The sequence below is a fragment of the Zobellia nedashkovskayae genome, from assembly GCF_015330125.1.
Taxonomy (GTDB): domain Bacteria; phylum Bacteroidota; class Bacteroidia; order Flavobacteriales; family Flavobacteriaceae; genus Zobellia; species Zobellia nedashkovskayae.
This window is the reverse complement of sequence record NZ_JADDXR010000002.1, coordinates 4,446,382-4,460,376: the sequence shown is the minus strand read 5'-3', so window position 1 is coordinate 4,460,376 and position 13,995 is coordinate 4,446,382. Positions and strand designations below refer to the sequence as shown.

General features: G+C 38.3%; 11 protein-coding genes. 3 read left to right on the top strand and 8 right to left on the bottom strand.

Features of this window, described 5'->3' with window-relative positions:
* Positions 1-24 precede the first annotated feature (24 nt).
* The 3 genes from IWB64_RS18360 to IWB64_RS18350 all read left to right on the top strand — a co-directional run bounded on the left by IWB64_RS18360 (position 25) and on the right by IWB64_RS18350 (position 4,547).
* Complete coding sequence (locus IWB64_RS18360) at positions 25-1,542, top strand: DUF1501 domain-containing protein (RefSeq protein ID WP_194535396.1); 1,518 nt, start codon at positions 25-27, stop codon at positions 1,540-1,542.
* Positions 1,543-1,601: 59 nt separating this feature from the next.
* Entirely contained in the window at positions 1,602-2,705 is a 1,104-nt protein-coding gene (locus IWB64_RS18355; protein WP_194535395.1) for an NHL repeat-containing protein, read from the top strand.
* Positions 2,706-2,867: 162 nt separating this feature from the next.
* A complete protein-coding gene (locus IWB64_RS18350) occupies positions 2,868-4,547 on the top strand; it encodes a sulfatase family protein (protein WP_194535394.1) in 1,680 nt (559 codons plus the stop codon).
* 77 nt (positions 4,548-4,624) lie between these two features.
* On the opposite strand, the gene IWB64_RS18345 is transcribed toward IWB64_RS18350, so the two are convergent.
* The 8 genes from IWB64_RS18345 to IWB64_RS18310 all read right to left on the bottom strand — a co-directional run bounded on the left by IWB64_RS18345 (position 4,625) and on the right by IWB64_RS18310 (position 13,990).
* Positions 4,625-4,966: an L-rhamnose mutarotase gene (locus IWB64_RS18345; protein WP_155595960.1), complete on the bottom strand. Its 342-nt coding sequence runs from the start codon at positions 4,964-4,966 to the stop codon at positions 4,625-4,627.
* 4 nt (positions 4,967-4,970) lie between these two features.
* Complete coding sequence (gene fucP / locus IWB64_RS18340) at positions 4,971-6,314, bottom strand: L-fucose:H+ symporter permease (RefSeq protein ID WP_194535393.1); 1,344 nt, start codon at positions 6,312-6,314, stop codon at positions 4,971-4,973.
* 25 nt (positions 6,315-6,339) lie between these two features.
* Positions 6,340-7,134, bottom strand: coding sequence for an SDR family oxidoreductase (locus tag IWB64_RS18335; protein ID WP_194535392.1), 795 nt, complete (start codon positions 7,132-7,134; stop codon positions 6,340-6,342).
* A 76-nt stretch (positions 7,135-7,210) separates the two neighbouring features.
* Positions 7,211-8,038: an amidohydrolase family protein gene (locus IWB64_RS18330; protein WP_194535391.1), complete on the bottom strand. Its 828-nt coding sequence runs from the start codon at positions 8,036-8,038 to the stop codon at positions 7,211-7,213.
* A gap of 26 nt (positions 8,039-8,064) precedes the next feature.
* Positions 8,065-9,513 carry a tagaturonate reductase gene (locus IWB64_RS18325; protein ID WP_194535390.1) on the bottom strand — a complete coding sequence of 483 codons (1,449 nt, stop codon included), beginning with the start codon at positions 9,511-9,513 and terminating at the stop codon, positions 8,065-8,067.
* Positions 9,514-9,552: 39 nt separating this feature from the next.
* Positions 9,553-11,205, bottom strand: a complete 1,653-nt coding sequence (locus IWB64_RS18320; RefSeq protein ID WP_194535389.1) for a UxaA family hydrolase — start codon at positions 11,203-11,205, stop codon at positions 9,553-9,555.
* A gap of 51 nt (positions 11,206-11,256) precedes the next feature.
* Positions 11,257-12,273 (bottom strand): zinc-binding alcohol dehydrogenase family protein, encoded by a 1,017-nt coding sequence (locus IWB64_RS18315; protein ID WP_194535388.1) that lies wholly within the window; start codon positions 12,271-12,273, stop codon positions 11,257-11,259.
* 175 nt (positions 12,274-12,448) lie between these two features.
* A complete protein-coding gene (locus tag IWB64_RS18310; protein WP_394370088.1) occupies positions 12,449-13,990 on the bottom strand; it encodes an alpha-L-fucosidase in 1,542 nt (513 codons plus the stop codon).
* Positions 13,991-13,995: the final 5 nt, after the last annotated feature.

Here is a 13,995-nt window from a genome sequence, read left to right as displayed (position 1 = left end):
TGTTAACAGCTAACAAAAGAACGTATGTGTAATAATCACGAACATAGCAAATTGACCTCTACGAATCCCGATTTTCAAAAAATCGAGAAACAGTTAAATAGACGGCATTTCCTTAAACAAACGTCACTTGGTATTGGAGCCATGGCTTTGGGCAGTTTATTAGGTGCCGAGAAAGCCTTTGCAGGTATTGGTAAAGAAAGTACGGAAGAAGAAATTCTAAAGGTGTATAATAAAAACCGATTAGGATTGCCTCACCATGCACCAAAGGCCAAAAGAATAATCTACCTTTTCCAAAGTGGAGGACCCTCTCAGATGGATTTGTTTGATTACAAACCGAAGCTGAGTGATATGTTCGGTCAAGAATTGCCTCCGTCCGTTATAAGTGGTCAAAGACTTACGGGTATGAGTGGTAGTCAAAGTACGCTGCCTATAGCACCATCTACTTTTAAATTTAATCAATATGGAGAATCTCGTGCTTGGGTAAGTGATGCCATGCCTTATTTATCTGAGGTTGTAGACGATTTGTGTTTTATAAAAAGTATGCAAACGGACCAAATTAACCACACGCCCGCGATTACGTTTATGCAAACGGGCAATCAATTACCCGGAAGACCTGCAATAGGCTCATGGTTAAGTTATGGTTTAGGTTCGGATAATGAAAACTTACCGACCTTTATTGCACTGGTTTCTAAAAATGGTAAAGGACAGCCGTTAAAAGCTAGTCTATGGGGTAATGGATTTTTACCAACAGAGCACCAAGGCGTTCAATTTAGATCAGGAAAAGACCCTGTACTATATTTGAGTGATCCTGAAAATTACGATGGTAATGATAGAAGGGATATGCTAGATTACTTAAAACATTTAAATGAATTACAAACCGATGCCTATGGTGATCCTGAAATTCAATCTAGAATGTCTCAATACGAAATGGCATTCAAAATGCAAACTTCTATACCTGAAGTAACCGATTTGACCAACGAGCCCGAATATATTTTTGATATGTACGGAGAAGATAGTAGAGATCCGGGTACCTATGCCGCCAACTGTTTAATGGCAAGAAAATTACTCGAAAAAGGAGTGAAATTTGTACAGCTCTATCACCAAGGCTGGGATCAGCACAACTACTGCCCCGGAGGTGTAAAAAGTCAATCTAAAAAAACAGATCAAGCAACTGCAGCTTTAATAAAGGATTTAAAGCAAAGAGGTATGTTTGAAGATACGCTTGTGGTTTGGGGAGGAGAATTTGGACGTACCGTTTATTCTCAAGGCCAGTTGACCAGTGAGAATTACGGACGTGATCATCACCCAAAAGCATTTACCATGTGGATGGCAGGAGCAGGAGTGAAGCCTGGTTTTACATACGGAGCAACAGATGATTTTAGTTACAATGTAACCAAGGACCCTGTTCATGTTCATGATTTTCATGCCACCCTTATGCATTTATTTGGCGTTGATCATGAGAGGTTAACTTTTAAACACCAAGGTAGGCGTTATCGTCTTACTGATGTTCATGGGCATGTGGTGAAAGATTTATTGACCTAGATTTACCTACTATATATTAACTTTCATAGTAATTTACCAATTATAATAATTAGTATCGTATGACCAAAAGAAGAAGTTTTCTTAAAAAATCTGTCTTAGGCGCTGCTGCTTTGTCAACTGCATCATCTTTCGGTTTTAATATTTTGAAGAAAAGTGTAATGGAAGAACAAATTATAGGTCATGGTGATTTTAAGTATAAAGTGGTTAAAGACTGGGCGAAAATGTCAGTAGCTCATAACCCTATATTAAACTGTCACGAAATGCAGATGGACAGTAAGGGGAGGCTTATTATGTTAGGAGACCATACGGATAACAATATTTTAGTTTTTGATAAATCTGGAAAATTACTTGATTATTGGGGTACACGTTATCCTGGAGGGCACGGGCTTACACTTCATGATGAAGGTGGTGAGGACATGTTATACGTTGTGGACTGCGGGTGGTTTGTAGACCGTACTGGTAAATGGAGTAAACAAGCCGGTATTGTAAGTAAGACCACCGTTGATGGGCGACTTTTATTCAATTTACCTGATCCACATACCATTGGTGTTTATACCCAAGAGCAAGAATATTTGCCCACAGAAACAGCAATAGGTCCTAATGGGGATATCTATGTTGCTGATGGTTATGGTTCTGACTTTATTCTTCAATTTAATCATAAAGGAGAGTTTATTCGTAAATGGGGTGGTCACGATAACAGTGATAAAAATTACAATTTACATAACGCTCACGGTGTAGCGGTAGATTACCGAGACAAACAAAATCCAGTTTTAATTGTTACTTCACGTTCAGATAAAAGCTTTAAATTTTTCACTTTAGATGGTAAGTTTATTAAAACCGTAGAATTGCCAGGAGCTTATGTTTGTAGACCGGTTCTAGATGATGATAACGTATATGCAGGTGTATGTTGGTCAGAGAACAAACAGGGTAACCGTTTTAACGATTCTGGTTTTGTAACCATTATGGACGGCGAGAACAAAGTAGTTTCTAACCCTGGAGGAGATGCCCCAGAATATAAAAATGGTAAACTTCAGCAAATGTATCAGTCCAAAAATGCTGTTTTTAACCACGGGCACGATGTTTTTGTTGATGAGGATAAGAATCTTTACGTATGCCAATGGAACGCTAACAGAACAGCGCCTATTAAATTAGAAAGGGTGTAACTACTGAAGCTTTATAATTAATCAGATTTTGGAAGCTTAATTAAAGACATTTGTTGCCAATAATTGATCATTTCTTTTATTCCTCTCTTTTTAATATGCGTAATTTTCAGACTAAAGTCTACGACTTTGATCAAACTCTTATTAACATAATTCAAAAGTTAAATGCGCTACAAAAAGAACAATGTACTGTATGCTCTTTTGTTGCTTATTGTGTTTTCTTCTTGTAAAGAAGAGAAGGCGGTAATCACCGAAAAAAAACCGAATATCATTTACATTATGGCCGATGACCATACTACCCAAGGTTTTGGAATCTATGGTAGCCGGTTGGCAAAATTGAACCCTACACCAACATTGGATAAGATTGCCATGGAAGGTATCATCTTTGACAATTGCTTCGTAAGTAATTCAATCTGTACACCTAGTCGCGCAGCGATTATTACGGGTCAGAACTCCCAATTAAACGGAGTTTTAGATTTGGATGGTCGTATTGAACCAGCTCGCCAGTTTCTTCCAATTGAAATGAAAAAATTAGGTTACCAAACCGCTGTTGTTGGTAAATGGCACCTAAAGGAAGAGCCTGCAGCTTTTGACTATTACAAGGTTTTACCTGGTCAAGGAAAATATTTTGATCCTGAGTTCAGGGTTCGTGGTGATAAGCCATGGCCAAAGAATACGGTAGAAACAAAAGGACATTCTTCTGACATGGTTACCGATATTTCTTTGGATTGGTTAAAGAACGAAAGAGACCCTAACAAACCTTTCTTTTTAGTGCATCAGTTTAAAGCACCTCATGATGATTTTGAAAATGCTCCTCGTTACGAAGAGTATTTGGAAGATACCTTTATTCCAGAACCAGAAAGTTTGTACGAAAGAGGAAACAACGGTTCTATTGCCACACGTGGTAATAACGATTCTTTAACGAGAATAATAGGTTCATCTGTATCGCACAGAAACTTGATTCGTAACCAGGCAATGAACATTTATGTAGATAGCTCAATCCACCGCGCTTACCGTGATGCGGATAAAATTCGCCCTGAAGAGTATGTGAAGTGGGAGATGGATGATGAAGAAAAAAAATATACCAGTAAAGTATACCAAGATTATGTAAAGAAATATTTACGTTGTGTAAAAGGTGTTGATGATAACGTAAAACGTTTGATGGGTTATTTAGAGGCTGCAGGTCTTATGGACAATACTATAATTGTTTATACCGGAGATCAAGGTTTTATGCTTGGTGAACATGATTTTATTGATAAAAGATGGATGTATGAAGAATCTATGCGAATGCCTTTCTTTGTTCGTTACCCTGAAAAAATAAAAGCAGGAACCCGCACCGATGCTATAATCAATAATACAGATTTTGCACCTACGCTTATTGAATTGGCTGGCGGAAGCACGCCTGATTATATGCAAGGAAAAAGCTTTAAAGCAATCCTAGAAACAGGCGAGGAGCCGGCAGATTGGCAGAAGTCCACTTACTACAGGTATTGGATGCACATGGCACACCGTCATCAAAATCCAGCTCACTTTGGAGTGCGCACCAAAGATCACAAGCTTATCTTTTTCTATGGAAAGTACTATGTTGACACGAGTGATCCAAATGCAAAATGGGATAAAGAAAACTGGGGTAATGATTTTGATACGGATACACCTGCAGCGTGGGAGTTTTATGATTTAAAGAAAGACCCTAAGGAAATGAACAATGCATATGCTGATCCTGAGTATGCAGAAACTATAGCCGAATTGAAGAAGGAATTATTGAAACTCCGTAAAGATTTGAATGAGACAGATGAAAAATATCCACACATTCAAAAAGTTATAGACGAACATTGGGAAGATTAAGTAAGTAACGTTACCCAAAAAAAAGGAGCCTAGTTAAAACTTTAACTAGGCTCCTTTTAATTTATATAAAAATGGTATTAGAGTTTAAAAATACGCTCTAATTCAATCCATTTTTCTCCATTTTTAGCCCAAGGAAGACCTTGTTGGTACTTCCACATCAGCTGCTCCCATTCTTGTACAGCTGGGTTGCTGGCATCCATATCAGCTTTTCTTTTCGCATCAAATGTTTCATCAACTTCCATAATCATAAACATGCGGTTTCCGGTCAGGAAAATCTGCATATCTACAATACCGGCATCTTTAATGCTTTTAGTTATAGCTGGTCTGGCGTTACCGGCAGCATGGTATTCTTTGTATTCAGCAATAAGTTTAGGATCGTCTTTAAGATCACAAGAGTAACAATATCTTTTTGTTTGCATGGTATTAAGCAATTTTAGTTTTGGTTACTTTATAAGCGTACATGCCGTAAAATGCAACAAAAAGAAGACATATCATAGGCAACAAGAACGAAAAATGAATTTCTGTAATGTTTCCTGCTATTTTGTCGCCAAAAACTTCTTGTCCGTTTACGGTATCTCCAAAATCCATTATACTAGCTTGTAGCTTTGGTAAAAAAGCACCTCCTACAATGGCCATAATAAGTCCGGATGAAGCCAGTTTGGCTTCTTCACCCATATCCTTAAGTGCAAGACCGTAGATAGTAGGGAACATGATGGACATGAATACAGAAACAAATACTAAAAACACCAAGCTTAGTATGCCAGAGGTCATTATGATACCAGCACACATTAGTGCAGCGGCCAGACCAAAATAGGCTAACATTTTAGCGGGATTTATTTTTTTCATCAATGCCGTACCAATAAAGCGGGTAACAACAAAAGATACCATGGCAGTAATGTTCCACCAGGTAGCATCTACTCCTAAATTTTGTGATTCGTTTAAATATTCTACCAATTGAAAAATGGCTGTCCAGCACATAATCTGAGCACCTACATAGAACATTTGCGCTACTACACCCAGTACAAAAGTTTTGCTCTTAAAAATACGGTCTAAAGATTCTTTAATGGATAAATGGTCTCCCATGACCATGGCCGGTATTTTAGTTTTCCAAATAACCAAGAATACTAAGGCTACAAAAACACCTACTGCAATGTAGGGACCGCTTATAATATTTAAATCAAAAGCCTTTATCTCTGCGGCTTTTTCTGCTCCGAGTGCTACAATTTCAGAACTATCTGCATAATCTGCTGAGAGTATTCTGTCCAATACTACAAATTTGGCAATAAGCATACCTGTTAGTGAGCCAATTGGGTTGAAGGATTGCGCCAAATTCAATCTCTGTGTAGCTGTTTCCTTGTCTCCCATGGAAAGAATTAAGGGATTGGAAGTAGTTTCCAAAAAACCCAAACCACAAGTGATTACAAAAAGGGAGATTAGAAAATAGGTGTAAGAACCGTTTTCAGCTGCAGGATAAAATAGAATGGCACCTAATGCATAGAGTGCCAAACCAAGCAATAATCCTGATTTATAACTGAATTTACGAATGAACAATGCGGCGGGAATCGCCATTACACCATACCCGAAATAAAATGCGAACTGTACGTTGTAAGCTTCTTCATTAGAGAGAATCATTACTTTTTTAAAGGCAGAAACCATTGGATTGGTCAAATCGTTGGCAAAACCCCAAAGCGCAAAAATAGAGGTTGCAGCTATGAAGGGTACCAGCAAGTTCGTTGGTACTACAGGTATTTTGGTGTTTTTTGTCATTGGTTTATTTTAAAGTGGGTCGGTTTTAATCTTCAGTCAATAAAGAACGGTCCAGATGTACATATCCGCCGTCTACAAAAATAAACTGACCAGTAGTATGCGAAGACCTATCCGAAATAGTGAATAAACAAGTATCCGCTATTTCATTCGTACTGGTCATTCTATTTTCCAAAGGAATTTTCTTTACAATAGACTGTAGTTTTTCTTCCCCATTTGGCAATGTTCTAATCCATGTGTCGTAAGATGGCGTCCAACTTTCGGCAATTATAATTGCGTTAGAACGAATGTCATGTTTAATTAAGTCTACGGCCCACTCACGCGTAAGACCTAAAACACCACCTTTAGAAGCAGCATAACCTGAGGTTCTGCCTTGCCCGGTTAAGGCCACTTTGGAACCAATGTTCAAAATGTTTCCTTTTGATTTTATAAGGAAGGGTAGTGCATGTTTTACAATAAGAAAATAGCTCACCATATTCAGTTTAAGAGAATCCATAAACTCCTCGTAGCTAGCATCCAGACCAACACCATCATTAACACCAACGTTATTTATGACTACGTCTATACGGCCATATTTTTTGGCAATTGTTTTTACGGCACTTTCAATCTGGTCAGGATTGGTTACATCGGTCTGGCAAAAGATTGCATCGATGCCTTTTTTCTGAATAGCCTCAACGTAACCAAAACCACGGGCGTTACGATCAATGACAGCTGGTATAGCACCTTCTTCTGCTAAACGTTGTAGGATGGTTTCTCCTATACTTCCTTCCTTTCCGGCAGCTCCGCTAATTACGACTACTTTTCCTTTTAAATTTAAATCCATTTGGTTCTCTTATTTTAAATATTGTAACGGGTATTTACCGGCAGTGAAACACGCAGTATTACCGAACAATTTTGGTTTATAAACTATAGAATTCCTTTGCATTCTTGCCCATAATCATATCTTGATCTTGGCTGGAAAGAGTTGAAATGAACTTGGTAACAAGACCCTTTACTTGCCCATAATTTCCAGCTACCAGGCACACAGGCCAATCTGAACCGAACATAGTCCGCTCTGCGCCAAAGGCTTCAAGTGTTAAGCTCATGTATGGGTGTAATTGTTCTGCCGTCCACGTATTGTAATCAGCCTCCGTAATCATTCCAGAAAGTTTACAATATACATTTTCATGTTTGCCTATTTCTTTCATTAATACGGCCCAACCCTCATAAAAACCTTCTTTTATAAAGGGTTTGGCAATATGGTCTATGACAAATTTTTGATTTGGAAATCTTTTAACGAACTCTAACACAGATCCCAATTGATGGGGGAAAACTAAAATGTCATACGTGTGATTGTATTTTTCCAGTAAACTGATTCCCCTTAAAAAGTTAGGGCGAAGTAAGAAATTAGGATCAGTTTCATCTTGAACCACATGTCGCCACCCTTTTAGATTTTTATCGGAGCTGTATTTTTTTAAAATAGAATCAATATTATCTGCTCTAAGGTCTGCCCAGCCCACAACACCTTTTATAAAGGAATTCTTTTTAGCCAAATCCAATAAAAAATCGGTTTCCTCAAGAGTTTGGTCCGCTTGCACGGCAACACAACCATCTATCTGATTTTTTTGATACACTTGTTGTAAGTCTTCCGGAAGAAAATCTTTCCGAATGACGGACATGCTCTCATCGAGCCAAGAATGTTTAATTGGTTCGTAATGCCAAAAATGTTGGTGGCTATCTATTGTCATTTTTTAATTTTTAAAACCGGATTGGATTATAAGTTTTTTAAGCAGACAGCAACTCCATCTGCTTCAATATTTTCAATGTTCTTGGCTACACTATTTGTTAAGCCGTCAATTTGGGTTAAATCTTCACCCCAAATAGTGGTGTTTTTAAGGATATTATTTACAAAAGCAGCTAAACTAGAAGTGCCATCGTCTACTTTATGCCATTCTGATGTAAAGAAATCCAGTACGGACTTATCATCATTAAGAGCAATATTTTCACCGTCAAACTCGCCTTTATAAAAACGGAGCATAGCCGAAAGTCCAAAAACAATACGTTTTGGGAGCTTACCTTGTGCGTTGTAGTAATCCTTTAGGGTAGGTAATAAACGAGCAACAAATTTAGAAGTGCTATTTAAAGAGATGCTGATAAGTTGATGTTTCAAAAGTGGATTGCGAAAACGGTCAAGAACATCTGCAACGAATTTGTTTTTTACGTCATCAGGAAAATCCAGTGTTTTTGCTGCTTCTTCTAAAAGAAGACTTTCCACAAAATTACTTACTTCTTCATTTTCCATCGCCTCTTTTACAAAACGAATGCCTGCCAAATATCCAACAGGAACCATAGAAGTATGAGCACCGTTCAGAATGCGAACTTTCATCTCACGGTACGGGGCAAGGTCATCTACGAATTCTGCGTTAAGGTTTGTTTGAGCAAACGGAAGTTCTTTTTGTACGGTTTCATTAGCTTGGATTACCCAACTGTGATAGTATTCACCAGCAACTAAAAGGTCATCTTTATAATCCAGTTCTTGCTCAATTTCTTTTGCACGATCAGAAGGATAACCAGAAACAATACGGTCTACCAATGTGCTGCAAAAATGATTAGATGTATTGACCCAATTCTTAAAACCATCTTCAAGTCCCCAGTGATCAGCATATTGTAAAACTGCTTTTTTCAAAGCAGCTCCGTTGTCTTCAATTAATTCACAAGGAAGTAATATGCATCCTTTTGAAGGGTCTGCTTTAAAATGCTTGTAACGATGGTAAAGCCAAACCGTTAATTTCGCAGGAAATTCTTTTGGTGGGTTAACATCAAATTTGTCTTCGGCATTGAATTTAATTCCGGCCTCGGTTGTATTTGAAACGATAAAACGTAAGTCTTCGTTTTCGGCCAATTTTAGATAAGCGGCCCATTCGTTATAGGAGTGAATTATCTCCTGTACTTCAGTAATCAATGTTTTTTCGGCAACTAACTTTCCGTTTTTTATGCCATCAAGAACAACGGTAAAAAGCCCGTCTTGAGATTTTAATTCAGCATAATCACCTCCAGCAGTAGGTTTTATAATGGCTATATCGCCATTAAAATTTGTTTCTTGGTTGAGTACGTGTACCATCCAATCTACAAAAGCACGTAAAAAGTTTCCACCGCCAAATTGCATAACCTTCAATGGCCGTTGCACTCTATTTGGTATGGTAGTATGATTTAAAATTTGCATTAATTAGCTGTTTGTTGAGTTAAAATTTAGTTGAGATACTTAAAGCGATATGCCCCGTTTCCAGGGAATAAAGTCTTCTTGGCCTAGTTTTACCGCTGCAGGAATGATTTCTCCGCTTGCTACTTTAATAATGTATTCCAATAACTCTTCACCTTTTGTTTCAATAGTATCTTCTCCCGTAATTACCGTTCCGGTATTAAAATCTATAATGTCTTTCATGCGACTACTAAGCGTGTTGTTGCTGGATAGTTTAATGACCGGAGCAATAGGGTTCCCGGTAGGTGTACCTAATCCTGTTGTAAAACAGATTACGTTACAACCTGATCCGGCAAGACCAGTAGTACTTTCTACGTCATTACCAGGAGTACATAAAAGGTTGAGGCCTTTTTTTCTAACGGGCTCTGTGTAATCCAGTACATCTGTAACAGGACTTGTACCGCCTTTTTTTGCTGCACCGGCAGACTTCATAGCGTCGGTAATAAGTCCGTCTTTAATGTTCCCGGGGGATGGATTATTTTCAAAACCAGAGCCAACAGAAACCGCCTTGTCTGAATAAGCACGCATTAATTTGGCAAACTTGGTTGCGTTTTCTTTCGTTTCACAACGGTTGATGAGTTCTTGTTCCACACCATTCAGTTCCGGAAATTCTGAAAGCACAGTAGTAGCACCTAAACCAACCAACAAATCAGAGGCATAACCTAAAGATGGATTTGCAGATATTCCTGAAAAACCATCTGAACCACCACATTCTAGACCTAAAACAAGTTTGGTAAGCGGAGCTGGTTTTCTTTCCGTTTTATTGGCTTCTATTAACCCAACAAAAGTCTTTTTAACCGCTTCTTCTATAAACTGACGTTCACTAGAACTCTTTTGTTGTTCTAGTATTTGAAGTGGTTTTTTAAAATTAGGGTCGAGCTTAGCGATGGCGGCTTCTAATAATTTGAATTGTGCATTTTGGCAACCCAAACTTAAAATGGTAGCACCTGCCGTATTGGGGTGGGTAATGTACCCTGCCAAAAGATTACAAAGTGTTTCTGAGTCTTGACGAATACCGCCACAACCGCCGTCATGGTTCAAAAATTTGATACCATCAACATTCGGGAAGGTCCGATTCTGTTTTATTTCTTCGGGTGTTTTAATAATGTCCGAAGAAAGAAGGTCATTTTCAGAAGCTCCGTTTTTATATTGATTTACAAGAACTTCAGTATCAACTACAAAATCGGTAGTGGTGTGGTAACCCAGTGCTTCTAGTAATGCAGACTTCATTACATCTACATTTCTATTCTCACAGAAAACCAAAGGAATCACCAGCCAATGATTGGCTGTTCCCACACTTCCGTCTGCTCTATGATATCCGTTGAAGGTAACATCTTTCCACTTGCTGACATCCGGTGCCGTCCAGCTCAGTTTTTCTTGACTAACAGCATATTCAGAAGAAGCATGCACAACATTTTCGGTAGTAATGGTTTCGCCTTTGGCAATAGGTTTTGTAGCCTTGCCTACCAATGAGCCGTACATAATAATGCTATCGCCAACATTGAGGTTGGCAGTTGTAAACTTATGTTTGGCCTTAACGTTAACCGTTAACGGAAAGCTGTCATGGTTATGTGTAATTTCAGAACCTTTAGAAATATCTGTAAGGGCTGCCAGAACATTATCTTCTGGGTGTATTTGCAAAAATTGCTTTGACATAGTGTTCTTTACTTTTGTCTGTGCTTAATTATAGGGTTGATGAACGTTGGTTTACTCAAAATCAACAGTAGCCTTAATAACTCCGTTTGCCGAATCTAACCAACCATCAAAATTGGCTATCATTTCTGTATAGGAAACATTATGAGTTATAAAAGAATCGATAGGGAATTCGCCTTTTTCCAAAACAGAAATTACATGTTCAAAATCCTCTAAGGTCGCATTTCTACTGCACATAATAGTTGTTTCCTTCGCATGGATTTTAGGATGTATAAATACCAGTTCGCCTTTTGAAAGACCAACTAATACATATCTACCACCGTGGGACATGTAATCAGGACCTGCTTCAAGGGCTCCTTTATGACCTGTTGCGTCAAAAACCGCAGTAGCTAAATCACCATTGGTAATTTCTGAAACTTGGTCTAAGGCATCTTTCCCGCCTAAAACCACATAGTCAACACCAATATCATTCTTGGCATAATCTAAACGCTGTTGGTTCATATCGATTGCAATTACTTTTGCGCCTGTAATTTGTGCCAGTTTCATGATGCCAATTCCAATAGGTCCACAACCAACCACAACAACGGTTTCACCGGGTTGAACATTTGCACGACGTATAGCGTGCGCACCAATGGCCAAAGGCTCAACAACAGCCATTTGGTCATCCGTTAATTGTTGTGCAGGGATAAGTAAATCGGTGGGAACCGTAATTTTTTCTTGCATACCACCATCTGTGTGAACACCTAAAACTTTAATGCTCGTACAACAGTTGGTTTTGCCATTTCTACAAGCTATACAAGTACCACAACTTACATAGGGCATAACTACAACATTATCTCCCGCTTTGATTCCTTGAGGATTCTCATCTATTTCAACTACTTGGGTGGCCAATTCGTGACCAAGAATTCTTGGGTAGGTAAAAAAGGCTTGATTACCTGCGTATGCATGTAAATCCGTTCCGCAAATACCTACCTTCTTTACTTTTAATATAGCTTCGCCGGGTTTTCTTGTTGGTTCTTCTTTTTCTTTAAGAATGAACTCTCCCGGTTTTTCGCATACAATATATTTCATGTGTTTAATCTGTTTTTGGTCACATTTATACTAAAACGAGTCAGTTCTTTTAAATACTATCCAGCATAAAGGTTGCACCCCTATTGGTTTTTATGTAGTATTGAAAAAGAGTGCACCTTTAAGGTGCACTCCTAAATTAAAAAAAACTAACACAACTAACTTCTTTATTTCGATACTATAAGGATATTTCAAGCACGTGTGCAAAATCTCCAGACTTGTTTCCTAAGTCAGAAATTGAAAGCGCATCATCTTTCACATCAAATGAAATTTTAGCATCACTACCTAGTAATTTTACACTTTTGATATTTAGGTCTTTACCATATTCATTGGCTTTCCCAAGAGATTTAATGTCTACTTTATTACCTTCTGGCCATTCCATCATAATGGCATAAAGTTTATCTCCTTTTTTGGTAAAGCGAATATCTTGACCGGTAAAACCTTTGTTCTGGCCCTCACTATGGTGGCCTTTCTTAACTTCGGTAGGGCCTTCGCCAAAAGTGCTCCAGTATTCCGTATCATAAATAGCTTCACCATTTGTATTCAACCAATCTCCAATTTGGAATAATATTTCTTTCTGGTCTTCTGGGATGGTACCATCTGCTTTTGGGCCTACATTAAGTAAAAGGTTTCCGTTTTTAGATACAATATCAACTAAATCATCGACCAAACTATTAGCAGTTCTGGATTCCCAGTTGGTAACATAGCACCATGAATTTTTTCCGATAGAAGTATCCGTCTGCCAAGGCAGTTTGCGAATTCCAGGAAGCTTGCCTCGTTCCAAATCATAGATGACCGTGCCTTCCGGGAAAGCCTCGTGGTCAAAATTCTTATCGTTAATTACAACTTCTTTGCCCCATTCCAAACCTTTGTTATAGTAGTAAGCGGCAATTTTAGGACGGTACTCTTTATAATCTGGAATATCTAGATAGAAATCAAACCAAAGGATATCTGGTTGGTAGTTATCAATAAGGTCTACCGTTCTATCCCACCACATTTTTTTGAATTCTTCGGAAACCGGTTCTTTAAGGTCTTTTCCTTTAGGGGAATACAAATCTGCATACTCAGGATTTGTAGTATCAAACTTGTCCTTTTTATTGTAGAAAGACCAGTTAAAAGCATAATGAGAAGATGCACCCATAATCATACCTTGTGCACGGCCTTCTTTAAATAGTTCACCTAAAACATCGCGTTTAGGACCCATGTCTACTGAATTCCAACGCGTAGTGTTGGATTTGTACATAGCAAAACCATCATGATGATCTGCAACAGGTATCACATATTTAGCACCTGATTTCTTAAAAATACCAATCCATTCTTTGGCATCAAATTTTTCGGCCTTGAACATAGGAATGAAATCCTTATACCCAAATTCTTTTTGGTCTCCGTATGTTTTTTTATGATGAAGGTATGTGGCGTTAGGTCCTTTTTGACCTGGTGTTAATTGAGCACTAAAAGTGGCAGTATCCATATACATCTGGCGTGGATACCATTCAGACCCATACGCAGGTACAGCATAGGCGCCCCAGTGAATAAAAATACCAAACTTACTATCGTTAAACCACTCTGGGTCTTTATAATTTTCTTTAATGGATTCCCAATTCGGTTCGTACTTGGCCGTAGTTTCCTGGGCTAATGCTTCTTCTTTTTTCTTTTCTGTCTTTGAACCGCAGGATGCAATAACTGCACCGGTCAATATAAGTGTTAAAATTCTATTCATTAGAA